A 21018-nucleotide genomic window follows, 5' to 3' on the forward strand; every position below is an offset into this window, starting at 1 on the left:
ATGGCGTTTTAACCACAGTGAAATAAAAGTTCAATTTTCCATTTTAAAACAATTAGTAAAGCAGAATTTATTCTAGTTATCTAGTACAGCCCCTTTAGATATACAAGGGACGCCAGAGTGGCGTCCCTATTGCTATTTTATGACGATATAATCCCGAAAATTTTCCCTCTTTTATTAGAGGAATTTTTACATAAATTCAGGCAAAGGCAACCGCTTGTATCATTACAATATAAGCAAAAAATGCTCTAGTCAGACGGTTAAGGAAATTTTCCAGTAGAGCACAAATCTTTTTTATTTAAGATAAGGTTTGATAATTTCTTGCCAACGCAAGTAACCTGCTCCTAATAAATGTAGCCCATCGTTACTATATTGAAGATTCAGCTTTTTCGTATTGATATCAACAAATGGGGTGTAAATATCAATATAAGTATTTCCCATTTTTTCAGCAATACTTTGAATTTGCTTATTAAATGTCGGAATTTGTTCCCAAAGAGCCGTATGTCCGGGAAATAATTTTAATTCGTTAGAAACCGGTAACAGACTTTGAATGTATAAGCTAGTTTTAGGAGAGTCCTGCTTTATTTTCAGTGATATAGCCTCTAAATTTTTAAGTACATCTTCAATTTTACCTCCTCGTCCTAAATCATTAATACCTATCAATAAAAATATTTTCTGCGGTTTACCCCGTGTTATTGTCTCTAGCCTATCCAAAATGCCTTGCGTAGTATCTCCGCTAATACCTCGATTTTTATAATACGGGTTTTGGTAAAGTTCAAACCATTCATTGCCATCTGAAATACTATCGCCTAAGAAAATAATATCCTTGTTTGAAGTAGGCAATTGTTGGAATAAACTCTCTCGTTGGTAGTAATAATTAGAATGTTTTGCCGGTGAATCAGTATTTAGAGGAGAAGGCGTATTTGGGCTATTACAAGCTGATAGTGCTAAGAGTAGAGATAAAGATAATAATTTTTTCATAGAAAGCTCCGGGGTTAGTTGATGTAGAAGCGAAAATAGTATTGAGCTCCATTCGTGGAATGTCAGCTCTTTTTTGTACCGAATAAAAAGGTCTCTAGGTAAAACTTTCAAATTAAAATAGGAATAGAGAGAAATATAGTGGGGAATTAATAAGAGAGTCAGTCTTGCTGCCGGCTATGGGGAAATGATAATGGATATATTTTGGCATATAGGGCAAAATAGTTGGGAAAAGATGACTTAACGCCTTATAGTACAAGGATTTAAGCCATCTTTTTGAAAAATGAACAAAAAACGTGTCTACATTGTCAATATTCCCCAATCCACAAGTATGGCACTCAAAATAACCTTCAGAGTTATAAATGCCCGAACTGTAATAAAACTTTTACCTTCCTCGCAAATTAAATGCCAGCCGGATTTGGCTTGATTATTCGATGGGAAAACAAACCCATCAACAATGGGCAGATAAATATCATTGTTCCCCTTGAACAATCCGCCGATATTTAGCAAAAGTTCCTAAATCTTTATTAAATTCCCCACAAAATAAATCTCTCATTCTTATTATCGATACCACCTTTTTTCATCGTGATTTTGGTGTAATGGTTTTTATCGACAGTCTCTCAACCAAAGTGGTTTATCATCAAATCGTCAAAACAGAAAAAAACATTTATAAAAGGGCACTGAATAAGCTAAGAGAGAAAGGCTATATGCTTCAATTGGTTACCTGTTATGGGAAAGCCCTTTTTAATACACCGATACAGATGTTCTAATTTCATTTAGCCTCAATGGTCATAAGAAAGCTGAGAAAACAACATAAATCTCATGCAGAAGAGAATTAAAAACGATGATAAGGGCATTAAAGCATAGTACAAAAAATGAATTTTATCTTCGCTTATCCTATTATAAGTGCATTTCCCTACCTTATTTTGGATGTGTTATCTGTTAAATACCAGCAAGCAGGTTGATGATTTTTTATTCGGTTTAGTTGAGTACGACCCATTGACCACTTGGAGGGAAAAGTGGTCAATGACTACCTCTAAGTAAAGCCTGCCTCTGTAGCAATATAGGTGATATTCTCAAACTAAATCTGGTTAGGGGAAGAAGGTAGCGTTGATGTGCAAGATTTGCCTCAAATTCAATCGCCTTCGTTTCCATACTTCCAGTGGGGCAAGGAGCTCTAAAGGCATCCGTCAATGGTAAATCGTAGCACGATATAGCGTTAAATAACGTGCTAACTACTGAGAGGATGAAAGATCATCGGGAGGAAACTTTTTTGCTGGATATTGCCGCTGTATAATTGCTTGCTCTTTGCCCACAGATGTTGGATTTTCCATTGGTTCAGGCGTAATAGCAGTACGGATACCTAAATATTAGAGTGTCCAACGGTTGAGTACCGCCTTTTATTTTTAGACAAGTTTACCAATATGTCTTTTAAATATTGTAGGAAATTAGACCATTACAGGGTAGATTGTTACTTATGGCTACGCTTTCGGCGGTTCGTCTTTTTTGCGTTCCGGATCAAATTTTACTACCGGGACGCAGCCACGGCACGCCCCTTGTTCTACGCCGAGATCTTTACAGAGGGCGTTATATTTATCCATCAGTTTACGAAAAAACGATTTTGGTTGTTCTGTCATTGCCTTTTCTCCTAGCACAGATGATTATTGAGCCATATTGGGTTTTGTGGTTTTGAGACGGTAACGTTTGTCTAGCATACAGAGTAGGCCGCCAAGTGCCATAAAGACACCGCCCAGCCAAATCCAGCGGATAAACGGCTTATAGTATAACCGCACGCCCCAAGAGCCGTCTTCCAATCTTTCACCGAGGGCGGCATAGAGATCACGGGTAAAGCCCCAATCAATTGCAGCTTCGGTCATTCCCATTTTGCTGACATTATAGAAACGTTTTTCGGCGTGCAGTGTCGCTTCGTATTCACCGTTGCGATGAATTTCAATGTCTGCCGTGCCGCCAATGTAGTTTGCGCCGTTGCTATCTCTGATGCCTTTAAAGGTAAATTGGTAATCTAGGATATTGACGCTATCGCCTACGTTCATTCTGACATCTTTCTCAATGCTGAAGTTTTGGCTAAAAGCGATGCCAAAGACCGTCATTGCGACGCCTAAATGAGCGAGTACCATTCCCCAGTGCGAGCGGGGGAGTTTAAAGATGCCGACTAAAAACGAATGGCGGTGAGTTGCCCGCTGATGCAGTTCGTAGAGGCTTAGTAGTAGGATAATCAGTGCCATCATCGTGCCTAATACGGCACTGAGGGTGATGTGATTACCGAACAGGTAAGGCAACCCAAAGCCAAGCACCGTCATCAGTATTAGAGCGATAATAACCGGCAGACGAATAGCGGAAACCTGATCCCGCCGCCATTTGACCAGTGGCCCGATACCCAGTAATAATGAAAACGGAATCATCAGGCTCATAAACATTTGGTCGAAAAACGGTGCGCCGATTGAAATAGAACCTAAGCCGATTTGCTTATGAATTAGCGGTAAGATTGTCCCTAGAAAAACCACCGATAAAAATGCCATCAGTAGAATATTGTTGAGTAGCAGCATTGATTCTCGGGAGTAACGTTCCGAGTTATCCAAACTTTTGATTTTGCTGCCTTGATAGGCATAAAGAAGCAGTGAGCCGCCGATCACTAAAACTAAATAGGCAAGAATATATAAGCCTCGGGTCGGGTCTGACGCGAAAGCGTGTACCGAGACTAAAATCCCTGACCGTACGAGGAAGGTGCCGAGCAAACAGAGGGAAAAGGCTAAAATTGCCAGTAAGACTGTCCACGCTTTAAATGTGCTGCGTTTTTCCGTAACCGCCAATGAGTGAATCAGTGCCGTCCCGGCTAACCAAGGCATTAGCGAGGCGTTTTCGACGGGATCCCAAAACCACCAGCCGCCCCAGCCAAGCTCGTAGTACGCCCACCACGAGCCGAGTACAATCCCCAAAGTGAGAAAGACCCAAGCCGCCATTGTCCAAGGGCGCGACCATCTTGCCCACGCTGTGTCCAATCTGCCGGTCATTAAGGACGCGATAGCAAAGGCAAATGCCACCGAAAAGCCGACATAGCCCATATAGAGTAGCGGCGGGTGGAAAATCAGCCCCACATCTTGCAACATCGGGTTAAGCTCGCGCCCATCGACCGGAAAATTCGGGAAAGTACGGTCAAACGGGTTGGAAGTAAACAGAATAAACACTAAAAAGCCAATGCTCACTAACCCCATAATGCCTAAAACCCTTGCTACCGCATCTTCCGGCATTTGGCGGCTAAAGAGCGCGACGGCGACGCTCCACAAGGAAAGCAGCCAAATCCAGAGTAATAGAGAGCCTTCGTGTGAACCCCACACGGCGGACAAGCGATACTCAATCGGCAGCAGGCTGTTGGAATTATTCACCACATATTGTACGGTAAAATCATTGACGGCGAACAGATAGAACAGTGCGCCAAAGGAAACGCTCAAGGCAAGGAAAAGCGCCCACGTCATCGGGCGGGCAAGTGCGATGAGGGAGGCATTGCCTTTTTCTGCGCCGACAAGCGGTAGGATCGCCAATAAAATTGACAACGCCAAGCTGACAGCGAGTGCGTAATTACCTAATTCGGCAATCATTTTTGTTCTCCCCGTTGATAGCGATCCCGTTCGGACTCACCTTTTAAATCGTTAGCGGAAATACCCATTGGCTGATGCTGTTTTTTCATCTGATCATCCAGCTCCGGCGGCATATAGTTTTCATCGTGTTTTGCTAGCACTTCGGTAGCTTTCAGTTTGGTCGGCTCAATCAATGTACCTTGTGCCACAATGCCCTGCCCTTCACGGAATAAATCCGGCAAAATGCCCTCAAATTCCACTTCGATCGCCGGTCCGATATCGTTTAAGCCAAAATTGACTTTGAGGGTTTTATTGTCCCGTTTAACCGAGCCATCCACCACCATTCCGCCTACACGGATACGTTGCCCCACTTCAGGCTTTGTTTTCGGATCGTTATTTTTGCCGTAAATAATTTCGGACGGGGTATAAAAAAGGTCGATATTTTGGCTGAGGGCATAAAGGGTCAAACCGGCGGCAACCGCGACACCGCTGAGTACAGATAACACCACTTTTAAGCGGGATTTGCGTCTTGGGTTCATAAGTAAAACACTCCGAAAGATGATAACCGAGCGACTTTGCCGATGGATTTGCAAAAAAGATGCCAAAACCAACCGCTTGTAAGCCGACTTGCCGGATCAATGTACCACTGAAAAATAAACTAAAATCGCCGCTATCCTATCAAAAAAACCGATAAAAAGCGTCAATTATTCCGTTCGGTTTTGATCTAACAGGGGTAAAAATAAAGGGGCGTTAAGCCCCTTTGATATTTGTTCATCGTTTATCGGTATTATTCTTCGTTTGCTTCGTTAAAGCGTTCAATGTTTGCCCCGATACCACGCAATTTCTCTTCAATATGCTCATAGCCTCGGTCGATATGGTAGATACGATCAACGATCGTTTCTCCATTGGCAATACAGCCGGCAAGTACCAAACTGATAGACGCACGCAAATCCGTTGCCATCACTTGTGCGCCGGAGAGTTTTTCTACCCCGTGGCAGATGGCGGTATGACCTTCGATTTCCGCCTTTGCGCCCATTCTGATTAGCTCCGGAATGTGCATAAAGCGGTTTTCAAAAATTGTTTCGGTAATTTTGCTTGTGCCGTTTGCCACCACGTTGAGCAGGGTAAACTGTGCCTGCATATCCGTTGGAAAGCCGGGGTGAGGCATTGTACGGATATTGACGGCTTTAGGGCGTAAACCGTGCGAATCAAGGGTGATTGTATCTTCACTTACCTCTACCTGCATTCCTGCTTCACGTAGTTTTTCAATCACGGCATCAAGGGTATCGGCTTTTGTGCCACGACAGGTAATACGCCCGCCGGAAATCGCTGCTGCGACTAAGAATGTGCCGGTTTCGATGCGATCTGGTACGATGTGATGCTCGCAACCCGCAAGACGTTCTACGCCTTCAATGGTAATCATATCCGAGCCTGCGCCGCTGATTTTTGCGCCCATTTTGTTAAGGAAAACCGCTGTATCCACGACTTCCGGTTCACGGGCAGCGTTTTCAATCACTGTCGTGCCTTGCGCGAGGGTCGCCGCCATCATTACCGAGAGCGTTGCGCCGACACTGACTTTATCCATCAAGACTCTTGCACCTTTTAAGCGTCCGTTTACTTCCGCTTTCACATAACCTTCGTCTAAGGTGATTGTTGCGCCCATTTTTTCAAGACCGGCAATGTGCATATCGACCGGTCTAGCGCCGATAGTACAACCGCCGGGAAGCGAAACTTGCCCTTGGTGAAAGCGAGTCAGTAACGGCGCTAATGCCCAAATAGAGGCACGCATTGTTTTAACCAATTCATAAGGGGCAACATAATGATCGATGCCGCCGGCGTCAATTTGCACTGCGCCTTGAGCATCACGTTCAACAATCACCCCTAATTTGCGCAAAATTTTAAAGGTGGTTTCGACATCTTTCAGATCCGGCACATTGGTGAGGGTTACCGGCTGTTCCGCTAAGATAGCGGCAAATAAAATAGGCAGTGCGGCATTCTTTGCCCCTGAAATATCAACTGTCCCGTTTAGGCTAACGGGGCCGTGAACACGAAATTTTTCCATATTAAGTCCTTAAATTAACACGAGAGACGGGCGGTAAGCGGTCGGTTACAGGCAAAAATCTGCAAAACGACTTGACGATTAACCCGGCATATTTAATAGACGTTCTCGTTTCCACTGTTCAGTAGTGAAGGTTTTGATCGTTAATGCGTGAATAGCATTGGAGGCAAATAGCTCTGTGAGCGGTGCATAGATCATTTGCTGCTGCTTCACTTTTGAGAGGCTGGCGAATTGATCGCTCACGGCGATTACGCCGTAGTGTGAGCCTTCACCTTGCACATACACTTCATCAAGGGTGAGGGCATTTTTGAGGATTTCTTCAATTTGTTTCGGTTCGATCATTGTAACATTCTCTGTATAAAAAAGGGGAAAACCAAGCGGATAACCCAAAGAGCGCCGCTAAATTTTTGACCGTATCGGGCGGGTTAATGACGCTATTGCAATTCTGCTTTTGATAGTGGTTGAGTAATTCAGCCAATAAAGTAAAGCCGGAAGAATCTATTTGGGTGAGTGATTTGAGATCCCAATAGATATGCTGATTGGCTTTCGGCGATAAAAAAGAAGCACGTTGCTTCCAAAGTGGAAGCAACGTGTCCCGTGTCAGTTCGCCGGATAACTGTACCATCAGGCTTTCGTTATTTTGCTGAATGTCCCATTTTAATGGACTTTTTGCATTCATAACAGTGTTATTATTTGCTCAATGTGATCGGTTGTTTGGCAGATTGCGCAACCTGTGCGGTTAAAGCATCAATGCCTTTTTGACGTAATACGCCACTCCACTCGTTTTGTTTGGTTGCGACCATACTCACCCCTTCCGCTGCCATATCGTAGGCTTGCCATTCACCGGTACGGCTGTTTTTACGCCATTTGAAATCCAGTTTGATCGGTTGAGCGTTGCCGGATTGCAACACATTGACACGGATACTCACAATAGATTTATCGCCAAGGGGTTTTTCCGATTCGATTTGCACTTGTTGATCGCTATATTGGGTGAGAACCTGCGCATAGGATTGTTCAATAAATTGACCGAACGCCGTGAAAAAGGCTTCACGTTGTGCATCGCTCGCCGCTGACAAGTTTTTGCCTAACACTAATTGACCGGCATATTTAACGTGAATATGCGGCATTAAATCGTTACGCACGATAGTCCGTAAATAGTTCGGATCTTTTTTAATTTTGGCTTGGCTGGCTTTAATATCGCCAAACAATTTATCCGCCGTTTGTTGCATCAACACATAAGGGCTGGTATTCGCAAACGCATTGTTTGCCACTAATGTTGATAGTGCAACCGCACCGGCAATCAATATTTTTTTTAGGGTTTTAATCATTTTAACACTCCAAGTTGATGGGGATTACCCACGTGTTTATTCCGCTTTGGGTTCAGCGGTATCGTTAGTTTGGTCAGCTTTTTTATCACCGTATAAAAACTGACCGATTAAATCTTCAAGCACCATTGCAGAATTAGTATCGGCAAAGGTATCGCCTGCTTTTAGCATTTCTGTTTCGCCTTCAATCGTAAAGCCGACATTCAATGCAATATATTGTTCGCCAAGTAAGCCGGAGGTTTTAATCGACAGCGAGCTGGTGTCGGGAATCTGATTAAATTCCTCATTGACGGCTAAGGTAACTTTCGGGGTATAGGTTTTGGTATCCAACTCAATATTGGCTACTCTGCCTACCACGACCCCGCCGACCTTAATCGGCGCACGGACTTTTAGTCCGCCGATATTATCGAAAGTTGCATACAGGGGATAAGTTTTTTCCGCAGAAAAGCCCTGTACGTTTGCCACACGCAAGCCGAGAAAGACTAACGCCCCCAAGCCAAGCAGTACAAACAGCCCGACCCAAAATTCATACTTAATTGATTGACGCATAATTGTCCTTAAATTTGATAAAAATCAACCGATGCAAGCGGTTTGATTATGCCATTTTTTTACCAATGTGGTTTAACCGCCGAACATAATGGCAGTCAAAATAAAATCTAAGCCCAGTACCGTAAGCGATGCGTGTACCACGGTGCGCGTGGTTGCTTGGCTAATGCCTTCGGAGGTCGGTAGCGCATCGTAGCCGTTAAATAAGGCAATCCAAACTACCGCAAAGGCAAAGACAATGCTTTTGATAAAGCCGTTCAGCAGATCGGTCAGTGTAACGCTATTTTGCATTACCGACCAAAAGCTGCCTGAGTCCACCCCTTTCCAATCCACGCCGACTAGCGAACCGCCCCAAATACCGATAGCGGTAAAGATCACAGCCAAGATCGGCATCGCAATGACCCCCGCCCAAAAACGTGGCGCAACCACGCGGCGTAGCGGATCAACCGCCATCATTTCCAAGCTGGAGAGCTGCTCGGTGGCTTTCATTAAGCCGATTTCGGCGGTTAATGCCGATCCGGCACGTCCGGCGAACAGCAGTGCCGTTACTACCGGCCCTAATTCACGCAGCAGCGAGAGGGAAACCAACTGCCCTAAACTCGTTTCGGCGGAAAAGTCCACCAAGACGACATAGCATTGCAAGCCCAGCACCATTCCGATAAACAAGCCGGAGAGCATAATAATCAATAACGATTGGACGCCTAAAACGTGGAGTTGCTTAATCAGCAGCGGCGTATGTTTACGCCATTCCGGTTTGCCAACCAAAGCCCCCCAAAGTAAAAAGCTGGCACGTCCGAATGCTCTCACTGTACGGATCACCGAGCTGCCCAGGGAAGAAATAAACTTAATCATTAAATAATTCCTCCGTGTAGGCTTTTGCCGGATAGTGGAAACGCACCGGTCCGTCTGCTTTGCCGGCTAAAAATTGCACCACTTGCGGATCTTGGCTGGCTTGTAATTGTGCCGGCGTGCCTTCAGCAATAATCCGTTTATCTGCCACAATGTAGGCATAGTCGGCGATACTCAAGACTTCGGTTACATCGTGGGATACGACAATAGAGGTCAGGTTTAAGGTTTGGTTTAATTTTTTGATTAAATCAACAATCACGCCCATACTGATCGGATCTTGGCCGGTAAACGGCTCATCATACATAATCAAATCGGGATCTAAGGCGATTGCCCGTGCTAATGCCGCTCGGCGTGCCATTCCGCCCGATAACTCGGACGGCATTAAATCTGCCGCACCCCGCAGCCCGACTGCTTCCAATTTCATTAATACTAATTTGCGGATAAGGGCTTCGGGTAAGCGGGTATGTTCCCGTAACGGAAATGCCACATTATCAAACGTGGAGAGATCGGTGAATAATGCCCCCGATTGAAACAACATTCCCATTCGTTGTCGAAGTTGGTACAGGGTTTTATTGGAGGCTGTGCAGATATTTTGACCGTCAAAGAAAATATCGCCTGATTCCGGCAGAATTTGTCCGCCGATTAAGCGTAAGAGCGTGGTTTTGCCGATCCCTGACGGGCCCATAATGGCAGTAATTTTGCCTTTTTGGACAGACAGATTGAGATTATCGTAAATCACCCGCTCACCCCGTTTGAAGGTGAGATGTTGGATTTCGACCAAATTTTGCGCTTGACTCATTCTGCGTTTCTCTTATTAAAAAAGGGTTCGGATAATCGCTAAACGGCTAAACAATGTCAAATCCTTTTAAATAAATTGACAAAAATTATCCAAATAAAAAGGCATACGGGCTGAATATGCCTTTATTACTCGCTTGTTTTGCAACAAATACGGTGTAACCGACCGCTTGCAAGCTATTGTACATAGGTGATCACTTTCACTACTTTATTCACCCCTCTGACATTGCGGGCAACCTCTGCCGTCGCATTTGCTTGGGTGTTAGACAAATTGCCCATCAAAAATACTTCGCCGTTTTCGGTGATGACTTTGACTTCGGTGGTTTTGACTTGGCTATTGACTAAAAGTTGCGATTTAACTTTGGTGGTGATCCAACTGTCTTGGCTGATTTGCCCGATGCCGATTTTTTGCCCGATGCGGATCTCGTTATAAACGGTGGACACACCCTCCACGCCGGCGGCAATACTTTTTGCCGTCTCTTTTGCCATTTCGGTTGGGGCTTGCCCGATGAGCAGTACTTTACCATTGTAGGAGACGACATTGATGCGGGCTTCCTCTTTGATTTGATCGTCTTTATTTAACTGATAAGCCACTTTTTCCTCTAGGGTTTCATCGTCTAATTGGCGACCGGCAGTGCGAGGATCGGTCGCAACTTTGGCAGCGACCGCCGCCCCGCCAACGACGGCAGTGGCAAGGCAGCCTTGTAGAAAAAGGCAGCTAAGTGTGAGTGTGCCAATGAGGGTAAAATGTTTTAAGCGTGATGACATAGCGGTTTCCTCCGATTTAGTGAGCGTTTGGGTTGAACAGTAGGTTATCTACCAGCTCACACAGTAAATTTACATAAAATTGATGCCCCTCAATAATCCGCATTTCATTGATAGACGGCATCTCGATTTCAATATCGTTTTCACTCAATAGCCCTTTAGTATGATCGTTGCGGCTACTGGTAAAGGCCAAAATTTCCAAATTTTCATTATTTGCAGAATTTATCGCATTCAGCACCGCTTGTTCATTGCCAAACGGCGAAAATGCCACCAAAATATCGCCCTCTTTGGCGATGACCTGCAACTGTTTTTTGTAGATCTCGGCCGCTTCGTTGTCTTGGCTCAAGCAACCCGCCAGTACACTGTCGAAATGCAGTAAATGTGCTGCAAGGCTCGGTCTAGCAAGATCATAACGGTGTAATAAATTGCTGACTAACAGTTGCGCATTGGCATAGGAACGACCATCGCCGCAGACAATAATTTTATTCCCCCGTAATAAGCAGCTCACAAGGCGGTTTGCCGCTTGCTGCAAACGTTGCGGCAAGAGTTCCGCTGCCGCAATTTGAATTTGAATACTTTCGCTAAACCGATCTCGAATTTTTTCTAACATATCAGCCTAAAAAATTTTTTATCCACAGGGGCGGTTGATTGCCTTCAAACACTACCACATCAAAGCGACAATCAGCGGTATCTAAACTCTGCCCACGTTCGTAGAGCCATAAATTTGCCGCTTTCAGCCATTTTTGTTGTTTGGCGGCGTTGATACTTTCCAATGCTGAACCGAATTGCGTATTTTTGCGTTGGCGGACTTCTACAAACACAAGAGTTTTGCCCTCTTGCATTACCAAATCCAATTCACCGCATTTGAAGGCTTGGTTTTGAGCGACATAGCTAAGTCCTTTTGTTTCCAAAAAGGCTCTTGCTTTTTGTTCAAACACCGCCCCTTGCGATCGCATTTAGTTTGCGCTCACGATTGAGCCGTTACGGTATTGCAGCCACGTCATTTGGCGTTCAATGTTGCAATTTGTACCGGCACTGAGTACGCCGGTTAAACCGGATACTTTATAGCCCGGAATTTGACGAAACTCATTGAATTTATTGGCAATCGACCACGCATCCGATCCCATTGCGTATAGGCGCATCATTGAAAAATCGCTTTCGGCAAGGCTTTCCGCATTTTTATATTCAGCGGATTCTGCATCGGCTAACAGTGGGATTTCACTGAATTTTACCCCTTCCATCGTCAAACGAAATTCTGCCCCGTTATTTGGAGAATTACTGCGGGACGAGGTATAAAGTGGGAATTGTCCGGCTAATGTTGAGTTGTCGATCCCTTGCTTAATCTCTAATAGTTGATTGTTTGTGCCTAAAATATAGATACCGCTTTGGCTGGCTAGACCGTTATTTTGCAATGAGGCGACACTTTCAAGCGGTTCGTTATAATAACGAATATCCGCATCTTTATTGGTGAGTTGTCGCCAACGTTGAGCGAACGCATCGGCGGAGCGTTGCCCGAAATCGCCTCTCGGCACAAGTAACACGGCGTGGGCAATGTTATCTTGGTATAAGCGCTCTGCACCGGAGCGGGCTTCGGCTTCCGGCGATAATCCGTAATAGCACACTCTCGCAACGGCTCTGGCATTGGCGGTGGCATTTAAGGCTAAGACGTTGAGGTCGTTAATTTGAGCGCTGCCCAATAAGGCATCGACACGCGGTTTGAGTAACGGTCCGATAACCGTTTGCACTCCTTGGGATTTGGCTTGGAGAAGTAAATCGTCCACTGGTGCAGTGTCGGTATCGTAGGTTTGCACGGCGATCGGGTTTGTGCCTTTGGCATCATCAAAACCACGTTTAATAATATCCCCTAAAATCTTGGCTTCACCGCTTAACGGTAATAAGAGTGCCACTTGGCTGAGTTGGGTTTGCTGAAATGAGGTAACATTTTGCAGCTCGGTCGGCATTAGGTTGGCCGCCGTATGATTTGGATATTGAGATTTCCAGTATTGAATCGCCTGCGGTAAGGCGCTCGGGTTTGACATATTTTGATTATAGGTAACTGCCAATGCCAACCAACCAGCTAAACCGATTTCGTCCGCGGTGGCTTTTTCCAACATTCCCCGATTAGCGTTGCGTAACATTGCCCAAACGTGATCGTTGTTTTGCTGGCGGGCTTTATTATCGGTTAAATAGCGATCCATTAACGATCTGGCTCGCACCGCACCGATAACATCATTCTGATTTTCGGCAACACGGGCGTAGGTTTGATATACACGCAGTAACTGCGATTGGCTTAATTGCGGTTGTGGCAACCGTTGTAATTGAGCTAATGCTTGGGCATTATTGCCTTGGAGTGCTAACAGTTGAGCGGTTAAGAGTTGATACTCTAAACTTTGAACTTCGTCCAGCTTAGTGGTATCAATATCCGCCATTGTATTTTGCGCTTCAACCACTTTATTTTCATCAATCAATTTGCGGATAGCGAGCAAACGGTAGGTTTGTTGATCTTCAATTTTCTTGGTTTGATCGGCTTTGTTGATGTAAAACTCGGAATTTGCATAGGCTTCATTTTTGAGCGTTTCGGTGATTTTATTCCCTGCACACGCACTAAGAAACAGTGCAAGGGCTGTTGGGATAAAAACAGTTTTCATTTTTTGGCGAAAATGACGAGTTTGTAATAAAATAGTTGGCATTTTATTGCTCCATATTTAGAAAATGGGATGCGATTTTTCATTATCTTTAATGAAATAGTCGGATCTTACTTATCAAACAAGTGAAAATCAAATGAAAAACGGACACTCGCCTGAACAATTCGGCACATTATATATTGTTGCCACACCAATCGGAAATTTAGACGATATTACCCAACGGGCTTTACAAACGTTTGAGCAGGTCGATCTGATCGCTGCCGAAGACACCCGCCACAGTGGGCTATTATTAAGTCATTACGGCATTAAAAAGCCGTTTTTTGCCCTACACGATCATAATGAACAACAACGTGCAAATACGCTGATCGAAAAATTACAACAGGGGCAAAGTGTTGCGTTGATTTCCGACGCCGGTACGCCGTTAATCAGCGACCCCGGTTTCCACTTAGTGCGTTACGCTAGACAAGCCGGTGTAAAAATCGTTCCCATACCGGGCGCTTGTGCGGCGATTACAGCACTATGTAGTGCCGGTATTGCTTCCGATCGTTTTTGCTTTGAAGGCTTTTTGCCGGCAAAATCTAAAGCCCGTCTAGAGCGCCTTAAAGCACTCGAAGATGAAAGCCGCACGCTGATTTTTTATGAATCCACCCACCGTATTTTAGAGACCTTAAGAGATATGCAAGCGGTCTTTTGCGACCGATTTCTTGTAATGGCTCGCGAATTAACTAAAACGTGGGAAACCATTCACGGCGCAGAACTTCCGGCTTTGATTGAATGGTTAGAGCAGGATCATCATCGCATTAAAGGCGAAATTGTGCTGGTGGTAGAGGGGAAAGTTGCAAGCCATACTGACGAGGCACTATCGGCGCAAAGCATAAAATTGCTCACCCTACTACACAAAGAGTTGCCGTTGAAAAAAGCGGCAGCGATTGTGGCTGAGACGTTCGGCGATAAAAAGAACGCACTTTACCAGTACGGTTTAGATCATTTTAAAACGCAACATTAAATCAACATTGAGGGATAATATGGCAGCGGAAGGCGCAAACTACCTAGTCAGCGTAGTAACATTACTTGGGGCGGCGGTGATTGCCGTGCCACTTTTTAAACGGCTCGGATTAGGGTCGATTCTTGGCTATTTAGCGGCAGGCTTGGTTATCGGGCCGTTCGGCTTCGGCATTTTTACCAATCCGGACAGCATTATTCATATTGCCGAACTGGGCGTAGTGATGTTCCTGTTTATTATCGGGCTGGAGATGAAGCCTTCGCATATTTGGGGGCTACGCAACCACATTTTTTGCTTAGGCGCATTCCAAATTTTTACCTGTATTGCCGCATTAACTGCCGTTGCTGTCGCTTACGGGTTTGATTGGAAAGTCGCATTTGTGAGTGCCGCCGGTTTTGTGCTAACCTCAACGGCAATCGTAATGCAGGAATTGAGCGACAGGGGCGATATTACCTCGCCGAGAGGGCAGCAGATAGTGTCGATTTTGCTATTTGAAGATCTGTTAATTGTACCGTTATTGGCGTTGGTTACCTTTCTTTCCCCCAATACTGTGGCATCATCACAGCCGGTTTGGCAGACGATTGGCATTGCGGGCATCTCCTTAGCATTACTGGTTGCCGCAGGGCTTTGGTTGTTAAACCCGTTATTTAAAATATTAGCCAAAACCAAAACCCGTGAAGTGATGACCGCCGCCGCATTATTGGTTGTACTCGGTTCTGCATTGTTGATGGAAATGGGCGGCTTATCAATGGCGATGGGCGCATTTGTTGCCGGCGTGCTACTCTCTGAATCAAGCTTTCGCCATCAGCTTGAAGCCGATGTTGAACCGTTTCGGGGACTGCTGCTTGGGCTGTTTTTCCTTGGGGTTGGAATGTCGCTCAATTTATCGGTGGTGATAGCGAACTGGGGGCTGATTATTTCCGGCGTGCTTGCCTTTATGTTTGTGAAAGGGCTGGGGATTTACTGTGTCGCTCGGATTATGGGTAAAAATAATGCTAATGCCCTTGACCGTGCGATTATTATGGCGCAAGGCGGTGAGTTTGCTTTCGTGCTATTTGCCGCTGCCGCAAGCCAAAATGTGATCAGCGCCGAGGTGCAAGCCAATATGACGGCGATTGTTGTGCTGTCGATGGTGCTTACCCCGCTTTTCGTGATTGTGCATAAAAAATATATTGTGCCTCGCTTGAGCAAGCAACAAGGCGAGCTTGAAGCCGACCATATTGATGCTCAGCACCCAACCATTATTATTGGCTTAGGGCGTTACGGGCAAATTGTTAATCACCTGCTGATGATGACCGGCTGCCACCCGACAGTGATTGATAAAGATGCAACCCTGATTAAAGGAATGAAAAAACGGGGGATTAAAAGTTATTACGGTGATGCCAGCCGCCCTGAATTGCTACACGCAGCCGGCATTGAAAATGCGGAACTGCTGATTGTGGCAGTTGATGACAAAGCACAGGCAACGCACATTGTCGAATTAGCCCGTAAAATGAACCCGCACCTCAAAATTATTGCACGGGCTTACGACCGCTTGCACGTCTTTGATTTATTCCGTGCGGGCGCGGACATTCAAGTACGTGAAACCTTTGATTCGGCATTGCGTACCGGCAAAAAAGCATTACGGGCAATGGGTTTGGATCAAGCGTTAGTCGAAGAAATCGGCGAAGCCTATTTCTACCGTGATCGCCATAGTGTGAAAGTAATGGCGGAAGCCTACGATGCCGAAAGTAAAAAATTCCGCACGGAAGAATTTTTGAAAATTGCATTGGAAAACGACCAAGAAACAATGTTGGAAATTCAGCAAATTATGCAGAAAGAACGTTAATGTGGGCATAACAGGAAATGCAAGTCATTCACATTTTTCAAAAAGAGTAAATGCTAACTAATCTTATTTATCCGATAGTCATTTTCTATCAAATGAATAACTTATATCCATTTCCTGTTTTGAATATTTAGGTATATACTGCCCCCGTTTATTAAAACAACAACTGAAATTAACATAGGAGAAACAAAATGACTAATTCAATCGGTTTAAGTGTTGATTCATCTGAAAAACTCGCCAAAGAATTAAATAATCTATTAGCAAGCTATCAAGTATTCTATACCAACGTACGCGGCTACCACTGGAATATTAAAGGCGTGAGCTTCTTTGAATTACACGAAAAATTTGAAGAAATTTATAATGATCTAGTAGTAAAAGTAGATGAAATCGCAGAGCGTATTTTAACCTTAGGTCACGTACCGGCAAATGGCTTCAGCCAGTATCTGAATGCATCGTTAATCAAAGAGGATTTAGGCGTATCTTCTGCTCAACAATGCTTAACCGGTACATTGGAAGGGTTTAAAACCTTACTAAAACAGCAACGTGAAATCTTAGCCCTTGCGAGTGAAGCTGATGATGAAGGAACGGCATCTCAAATGAGCGACTACATCAAAGAGCAAGAAAAATTAGTGTGGATGTTCTCAGCAGCAGCAACCTGCGGCGTGTGCCAAGCCTAATTAAAAGTTGAATGAAAAATTAACCCTTTCTAAGCGATTAGAAAGGGTTTTTTATTGCTAGTATTTCACCGTATGCCCGTAGCTTTCAATAATGCCTTTGATATGTTCTAAGGATTCTTTGGAAGGCGGTAAAACGTCTTCCAACTCATATTCAAAGCCGAGGGTTTTCCACTTATGTGCCCCTAGTCGATGATAAGGCAATAGCTCTACTTTTTCGATATTCTCCATTCCTTGAATAAATTGACCGAGCAGGTGAATGTCCGCATCGGCATCTGTATAACCGGGTACTACCACATAGCGAATCCACGTCCGCTGGTTGCGTTTTTGCAGATAGAGGGCGAAATCAAGGGTACGTTTGTTGGAAACGCCGATAAAATCCTTGTGGATGTCTTCGTTGAGCTGTTTTAAATCCAGCATCACTAAATCGGTTACATCCAGCATTTCATCGACGACTTCATTGTAATGACGAACAAAACCATTCGTATCTAAGCAAGTGTCGATACCTTCCGCTTTGCAGGCTCGAAACCAATCCCGCACAAATTCCATTTGCAGCACCGCTTCGCCGCCGGACGCGGTAACACCGCCGCCGGTTGCCCGCATAAAATGCTTGTAAGTTACCACTTCTTTCATTAACTCTTCCACCGAAATGGTTTTACCACCTTCCAGATCCCAAGTGTCTCGGTTATGGCAGTATTTACAACGCATTAAACAGCCTTGTAAAAAGAGAATAAAGCGAATACCTGGGCCGTCCACCGTGCCACAGGACTCGTAAGAATGATACCTTGCTAAAACTGACATATTTATCCTTAATCAATGGCTTTTTGCAAAATAAAGGGCGAATCCGACCGCGTGTTAATAACCGCGGACATCTGGGTTAGCTTGTTCACCGTTTAATGTCGCGAGTAAATTGGCTAACAGGCTGGATGCGCCGAAGCGGAAATGATCGGCATTGATCCAATCTTGCCCGAAGATCTCAGCCGCTAGAGCGAGATATTGTGCCACCTCTTCGCTAGTTTTAACGCCGCCCGCCGCTTTGAAGCCGACCTTATCCGCTACCTTTAAATCTCGAATAGTTTCAAGCATCACTTGCGCAGATTCAAGGGTGGCATTCACAGCAACTTTGCCGGTAGAGGTTTTAATAAAATCCGCCCCCGCTTGAATGGCAATTTCACTTGCTTGGCGAATAAGCGCCGGCGTTTTCAGTTCACCACTTTCAATGATCACTTTCAACACCACATTTGCCGCTTGGCAAACCGCTTTACATTGACGCACCAGCTCAAATCCGACTTCGGCATTACCCGCCATTAACGCACGGTAAGGGAAAACCACGTCCACTTCATCTGCGCCGTATGCCACCGCCGCCTTTGTTTCCGCCAGCGCAATCTCAATATCCTCGTTACCGTGCGGAAAATTGGTCACGGTGGCGATTTTGACCAGCTCAATGCCCAGTTGTTTTAAGGTTTTACGGGCAATCGGAATAAAGCGGGGATAGACGCACAGCGCCGCTGGCGTGCCAAAATCAGTGTTCGCTTGATGGCAGAGTGCGATCACTTTTTCATCGGTATCATTATCATTGAGCGTGGTTAAGTCCATCAAAGAGAGGGCTTGTTGCGCAGTTTGAACGAGTGTCATTAGTTTTCTCCTTGCAAAAATAGAGACAGAACCGACCGCTTGTATGGCAACGGTTCGAGTAGAAACGACAACACCACAGATATCTGTGGTGTGTCTTGGAACGCATACGGTTTACATTGTCATTACCGCACCGCCAATCCCGATAAATAAACCGGCAATGGCTGCACTCATTAAGTTAGATAATGTCCCGGCGATAACCGCTTTAATCCCCATACGGGCAACATCGCTGCGGCGGCTTGGTGCCATTCCGCCTAATCCGCCGATTAAGATCGCAATTGAGCTGAAGTTTGCAAAACCGCAAAGGGCGAAGGTGATGATTGCAACGGTTTTTTCGCTTAATTGCACTGTTGTTTCAGGGGCAAGGTATTTAACGAAATCCACATAGGCGACAAATTCGTTAAGCACTAATTTTTGACCAATCAATGAACCGGCAACTTGGGCTTCTTCGCCCCACGGCACACCGATTGCCCACGCAAGCGGTTGGAAAATATAGCCGAGTAACGATTGTAATGTTACATTTTCAAAGCCGGCTAAACCTGCTGCCCAGCCGATAAAGCCGTTTAACATCGCAATTAACGCAATAAAGGCTAGCAACATCGCACCTACATTCATCGCTAATTGCATACCGGAAAATGCACCCACCGCGGCTGCTTCGATTACGTTAGACGGTTTGTCTTCCATATCTGCTTCGCTCAATTCATCTTTAGTGTTTTCCGTTTGAGGATAGATAATTTTCGCAAAGAGTAAACCGCCCGGTGCAGCCATAAAGGACGCTGCAATTAAGTATGGCAACGGTACGCCCATTTGTGAGTAACCGATCATTACCGCACCCGCAACAGAGGCTAAGCCTCCGCACATCACCGCAAACAGCTCGGAATTAGTCATTGATTTGATGTAAGGCTTAACCAATAACGGGGCTTCCGTTTGACCCACGAAGATATTTGCCGCCGCAGACATTGATTCCGAACGGGACGTGCCTAATACTTTTTGTAACGCACCGCCTAAAATACGGATAATAAACTGCATAATGCCTAAATAGTACAGCACCGAAATCAATGCCGAGAAGAAGATAATCGGCGGTAAGACACGCAGCGCAAACACGAAACCGCCGCCACCGAACACTTCAAACATCTTGTCGCTGACTAAGCCGCCGAATAGGAATGAGATCCCGTCATTACCGTAGTTGATCACTTTGCTGACCGCTTCCGCCGCTGCCAATAAGCCTTTACGACCCTGTTCCCAATATAAAATAATAGCGCCCATACCAATTTGAATGGCAAGTGCGCCGATGACCGTACGATAGTTGATGGCTTTTTTATTACTGGATAATAAAAAGGCAATCAACAGTAAAATAACAATGCCAAACAGGCTCATTAGTGTATCCATTGGAAAACCTCAAAAAGTAAAAAAGCGCCGATGAGTTGCACCTTAATCGGCAGGGAAAAATCCGCCATACTATACCGATTTTTTCGCCTAAAATCTTCAATTTTTTGCGATAGGCAGGATTGTTTCGCCCTAACATAAAAAAAATTTGATCTAGTTCTCACTTTTATGCCCGATTGATTGCCTTTAGATGAAAATCCGATTATTCTTGGAGTTAATCTTCTTTTTTGTAAAGGATAACGGAGTTTTTATGTCAAGATTAACCAAACAACAAATTCTCGCTCAATTAAAACACGGCTTGGTCGCCTCTTGCCAACCGGTCGATGATGGCCCGATGGATTCACCGCAAATTGTTGCTGCAATGGCAGCGGCTTCTGTTGCGGGTGGTGCGGCGGCATTGCGGATTGAAGGCATTGAAAATTTAAAAGCGGTGAGAGCGGCAGTTGATGTGCCGATCATCGGTATTGTTAAGCGGGATTTGGATGACAGCCCGGTGCGTATCACCCCGTTTTTACAGGATATTGACGATCTTTATCACGCCGGTGCGGATATTATTGCGTTTGACGGTACGGATCGTATTCGCCCGACCACGATTGACGCCTGCATCAAACGGATTCAGGCGTTGGGTGCGATGTCGATGGCGGATTGCTCAAATTTTGCAGAAGGCAGCTATTGCCAATCGCTCGGCGTGGATATTATCGGCAGCACAATGTCCGGCTATACGGGCGGTGAAATCCCGACAGAACCGGACGTGCAATTAGTGCGGGATTTAGTTGCACAGGGTTGCTGCGTAATGGCGGAAGGACGCTATAACACCCCTGAACTTGCTGCGTTAGCGATCGAAAACGGCGCTTATGCGGTTACGGTCGGATCGGCGCTTACCCGCTTGGAGCATATTGTCGGTTGGTTTGTACAGGCGATTAACCGCCGCCAAGGAGCATAA

Annotated in this window: 23 protein-coding genes and 1 pseudogene; 6 read left to right on the forward strand and 18 right to left on the reverse strand. The window is 45.1% G+C overall.

Annotated features, from left to right (window positions below; all coding sequences use genetic code 11):
- A pseudogene (locus tag RO21_RS12760) lies at positions 1-76 on the forward strand (IS1595 family transposase); the annotation flags it as partial.
- Between the two features lie 215 nt (positions 77-291).
- Here the strand turns inward: RO21_RS12760 and RO21_RS03790 are convergent.
- A complete protein-coding gene (locus tag RO21_RS03790; protein WP_047976467.1) occupies positions 292-978 on the reverse strand; it encodes a GDSL-type esterase/lipase family protein in 687 nt (228 codons plus the stop codon).
- Positions 979-1251: 273 nt separating this feature from the next.
- On the opposite strand from RO21_RS03790, the gene RO21_RS13735 reads away from it, so the two are divergent.
- Positions 1252-1380 carry an IS1/IS1595 family N-terminal zinc-binding domain-containing protein gene (locus tag RO21_RS13735; protein WP_420911984.1) on the forward strand — a complete coding sequence of 43 codons (129 nt, stop codon included), beginning with the start codon at positions 1252-1254 and terminating at the stop codon, positions 1378-1380.
- Positions 1381-2456: 1076 nt separating this feature from the next.
- Here the strand turns inward: RO21_RS13735 and RO21_RS13105 are convergent.
- The 14 genes from RO21_RS13105 to RO21_RS03860 form a co-directional block, all read right to left on the reverse strand.
- Positions 2457-2612, reverse strand: coding sequence for a DUF5363 domain-containing protein (locus tag RO21_RS13105; protein ID WP_162198519.1), 156 nt, complete (start codon positions 2610-2612; stop codon positions 2457-2459).
- A gap of 24 nt (positions 2613-2636) precedes the next feature.
- On the reverse strand, positions 2637-4592 hold the full coding sequence (locus tag RO21_RS03800; RefSeq protein ID WP_047976469.1) for a heme lyase CcmF/NrfE family subunit: 1956 nt from the start codon (positions 4590-4592) through the stop codon (positions 2637-2639).
- Positions 4589-5110 (reverse strand): cytochrome c maturation protein CcmE, encoded by a 522-nt coding sequence (gene ccmE, locus RO21_RS03805; protein ID WP_047976470.1) that lies wholly within the window; start codon positions 5108-5110, stop codon positions 4589-4591. The genes RO21_RS03800 and ccmE overlap by 4 nt, the downstream gene beginning before the upstream one ends.
- Positions 5111-5358: 248 nt before the next feature.
- On the reverse strand, positions 5359-6633 hold the full coding sequence (gene murA, locus RO21_RS03810; RefSeq protein WP_047976471.1) for a UDP-N-acetylglucosamine 1-carboxyvinyltransferase: 1275 nt from the start codon (positions 6631-6633) through the stop codon (positions 5359-5361).
- A 78-nt stretch (positions 6634-6711) separates the two neighbouring features.
- Positions 6712-6969: a BolA family protein gene (locus tag RO21_RS03815; RefSeq protein ID WP_047976523.1), complete on the reverse strand. Its 258-nt coding sequence runs from the start codon at positions 6967-6969 to the stop codon at positions 6712-6714.
- Positions 6950-7309, reverse strand: a complete 360-nt coding sequence (locus RO21_RS03820; RefSeq protein ID WP_047976472.1) for an STAS domain-containing protein — start codon at positions 7307-7309, stop codon at positions 6950-6952. The genes RO21_RS03815 and RO21_RS03820 overlap by 20 nt, the downstream gene beginning before the upstream one ends.
- 10 nt (positions 7310-7319) lie before the next feature.
- Positions 7320-7958, reverse strand: a complete 639-nt coding sequence (mlaC, locus tag RO21_RS03825) for a phospholipid-binding protein MlaC (RefSeq protein WP_047976473.1) — start codon at positions 7956-7958, stop codon at positions 7320-7322.
- Between the two features lie 36 nt (positions 7959-7994).
- Positions 7995-8504, reverse strand: a complete 510-nt coding sequence (gene mlaD / locus RO21_RS03830) for an outer membrane lipid asymmetry maintenance protein MlaD (RefSeq protein WP_047976474.1) — start codon at positions 8502-8504, stop codon at positions 7995-7997.
- A 72-nt stretch (positions 8505-8576) separates the two neighbouring features.
- Positions 8577-9353, reverse strand: a complete 777-nt coding sequence (gene mlaE / locus RO21_RS03835; protein WP_047976475.1) for a lipid asymmetry maintenance ABC transporter permease subunit MlaE — start codon at positions 9351-9353, stop codon at positions 8577-8579.
- Complete coding sequence (gene mlaF / locus RO21_RS03840) at positions 9346-10149, reverse strand: phospholipid ABC transporter ATP-binding protein MlaF (protein WP_047976476.1); 804 nt, start codon at positions 10147-10149, stop codon at positions 9346-9348. The genes mlaE and mlaF overlap by 8 nt, the downstream gene beginning before the upstream one ends.
- Positions 10150-10322: 173 nt before the next feature.
- The gene (gene dolP, locus RO21_RS03845; RefSeq protein ID WP_047976477.1) at positions 10323-10913 is read right to left on the reverse strand and encodes a division/outer membrane stress-associated lipid-binding lipoprotein; all 591 of its coding nucleotides are present in this window, start codon (positions 10911-10913) and stop codon (positions 10323-10325) included.
- 16 nt (positions 10914-10929) lie between these two features.
- On the reverse strand, positions 10930-11520 hold the full coding sequence (locus RO21_RS03850; RefSeq protein ID WP_047976478.1) for a D-sedoheptulose-7-phosphate isomerase: 591 nt from the start codon (positions 11518-11520) through the stop codon (positions 10930-10932).
- 1 nt (position 11521) lies between these two features.
- A complete protein-coding gene (locus RO21_RS12765) occupies positions 11522-11866 on the reverse strand; it encodes a YraN family protein (protein WP_047976479.1) in 345 nt (114 codons plus the stop codon).
- On the reverse strand, positions 11867-13600 hold the full coding sequence (locus tag RO21_RS03860; protein WP_047976480.1) for a penicillin-binding protein activator: 1734 nt from the start codon (positions 13598-13600) through the stop codon (positions 11867-11869).
- Between the two features lie 91 nt (positions 13601-13691).
- Between RO21_RS03860 and rsmI the strand changes: the two genes are divergently transcribed.
- The 3 genes from rsmI (at position 13692) to RO21_RS03875 (ending at position 17060) form a co-directional block, all read left to right on the forward strand.
- A complete protein-coding gene (gene rsmI, locus RO21_RS03865; RefSeq protein ID WP_047976481.1) occupies positions 13692-14561 on the forward strand; it encodes a 16S rRNA (cytidine(1402)-2'-O)-methyltransferase in 870 nt (289 codons plus the stop codon).
- Positions 14562-14580: 19 nt separating this feature from the next.
- A complete protein-coding gene (locus RO21_RS03870) occupies positions 14581-16386 on the forward strand; it encodes a monovalent cation:proton antiporter-2 (CPA2) family protein (protein WP_047976482.1) in 1806 nt (601 codons plus the stop codon).
- 188 nt (positions 16387-16574) lie between these two features.
- The gene (locus RO21_RS03875) at positions 16575-17060 is read left to right on the forward strand and encodes a Dps family protein (protein WP_047976483.1); all 486 of its coding nucleotides are present in this window, start codon (positions 16575-16577) and stop codon (positions 17058-17060) included.
- Between the two features lie 57 nt (positions 17061-17117).
- Here the strand turns inward: RO21_RS03875 and pflA are convergent, their stop codons facing one another.
- The 3 genes from pflA to RO21_RS03890 form a co-directional block, all read right to left on the reverse strand.
- On the reverse strand, positions 17118-17858 hold the full coding sequence (gene pflA, locus RO21_RS03880) for a pyruvate formate lyase 1-activating protein (protein ID WP_047976484.1): 741 nt from the start codon (positions 17856-17858) through the stop codon (positions 17118-17120).
- A 54-nt stretch (positions 17859-17912) separates the two neighbouring features.
- The gene (gene deoC / locus RO21_RS03885; RefSeq protein WP_047976485.1) at positions 17913-18692 is read right to left on the reverse strand and encodes a deoxyribose-phosphate aldolase; all 780 of its coding nucleotides are present in this window, start codon (positions 18690-18692) and stop codon (positions 17913-17915) included.
- Positions 18693-18803: 111 nt separating this feature from the next.
- On the reverse strand, positions 18804-20078 hold the full coding sequence (locus RO21_RS03890) for a NupC/NupG family nucleoside CNT transporter (RefSeq protein WP_047976486.1): 1275 nt from the start codon (positions 20076-20078) through the stop codon (positions 18804-18806).
- A 247-nt stretch (positions 20079-20325) separates the two neighbouring features.
- Between RO21_RS03890 and RO21_RS03895 the strand changes: the two genes are divergently transcribed.
- Positions 20326-21018: an N-acetylmannosamine-6-phosphate 2-epimerase gene (locus RO21_RS03895; RefSeq protein ID WP_047976487.1), complete on the forward strand. Its 693-nt coding sequence runs from the start codon at positions 20326-20328 to the stop codon at positions 21016-21018.

It is taken from the genome of Muribacter muris, assembly GCF_001038205.1.
Classification (GTDB): Bacteria; Pseudomonadota; Gammaproteobacteria; order Enterobacterales; family Pasteurellaceae; genus Muribacter; species Muribacter muris.

Bases quoted from the DNA above. Each gene is read 5' to 3' on its own strand.
- RO21_RS03790 (WP_047976467.1), bottom strand. From the start codon at position 978: ATGAAAAAATTATTATCTTTATCTCTACTCTTAGCACTATCAGCTTGT.
- RO21_RS13105 (WP_162198519.1), bottom strand. From the start codon at position 2,612: ATGACAGAACAACCAAAATCGTTTTTTCGTAAACTGATGGATAAATAT.
- RO21_RS03800 (WP_047976469.1), bottom strand. From the start codon at position 4,592: ATGATTGCCGAATTAGGTAATTACGCACTCGCTGTCAGCTTGGCGTTG.
- ccmE (WP_047976470.1), bottom strand. From the start codon at position 5,110: ATGAACCCAAGACGCAAATCCCGCTTAAAAGTGGTGTTATCTGTACTC.
- murA (WP_047976471.1), bottom strand. From the start codon at position 6,633: ATGGAAAAATTTCGTGTTCACGGCCCCGTTAGCCTAAACGGGACAGTT.
- RO21_RS03820 (WP_047976472.1), bottom strand. From the start codon at position 7,309: ATGAATGCAAAAAGTCCATTAAAATGGGACATTCAGCAAAATAACGAA.
- mlaC (WP_047976473.1), bottom strand. From the start codon at position 7,958: ATGATTAAAACCCTAAAAAAAATATTGATTGCCGGTGCGGTTGCACTA.
- mlaD (WP_047976474.1), bottom strand. From the start codon at position 8,504: ATGCGTCAATCAATTAAGTATGAATTTTGGGTCGGGCTGTTTGTACTG.
- mlaE (WP_047976475.1), bottom strand. From the start codon at position 9,353: ATGATTAAGTTTATTTCTTCCCTGGGCAGCTCGGTGATCCGTACAGTG.
- mlaF (WP_047976476.1), bottom strand. From the start codon at position 10,149: ATGAGTCAAGCGCAAAATTTGGTCGAAATCCAACATCTCACCTTCAAA.
- dolP (WP_047976477.1), bottom strand. From the start codon at position 10,913: ATGTCATCACGCTTAAAACATTTTACCCTCATTGGCACACTCACACTT.
- RO21_RS03850 (WP_047976478.1), bottom strand. From the start codon at position 11,520: ATGTTAGAAAAAATTCGAGATCGGTTTAGCGAAAGTATTCAAATTCAA.
- RO21_RS12765 (WP_047976479.1), bottom strand. From the start codon at position 11,866: ATGCGATCGCAAGGGGCGGTGTTTGAACAAAAAGCAAGAGCCTTTTTG.
- RO21_RS03860 (WP_047976480.1), bottom strand. From the start codon at position 13,600: ATGCCAACTATTTTATTACAAACTCGTCATTTTCGCCAAAAAATGAAA.
- rsmI (WP_047976481.1), top strand. From the start codon at position 13,692: ATGAAAAACGGACACTCGCCTGAACAATTCGGCACATTATATATTGTT.
- RO21_RS03870 (WP_047976482.1), top strand. From the start codon at position 14,581: ATGGCAGCGGAAGGCGCAAACTACCTAGTCAGCGTAGTAACATTACTT.
- RO21_RS03875 (WP_047976483.1), top strand. From the start codon at position 16,575: ATGACTAATTCAATCGGTTTAAGTGTTGATTCATCTGAAAAACTCGCC.
- pflA (WP_047976484.1), bottom strand. From the start codon at position 17,858: ATGTCAGTTTTAGCAAGGTATCATTCTTACGAGTCCTGTGGCACGGTG.
- deoC (WP_047976485.1), bottom strand. From the start codon at position 18,692: ATGACACTCGTTCAAACTGCGCAACAAGCCCTCTCTTTGATGGACTTA.
- RO21_RS03890 (WP_047976486.1), bottom strand. From the start codon at position 20,078: ATGGATACACTAATGAGCCTGTTTGGCATTGTTATTTTACTGTTGATT.
- RO21_RS03895 (WP_047976487.1), top strand. From the start codon at position 20,326: ATGTCAAGATTAACCAAACAACAAATTCTCGCTCAATTAAAACACGGC.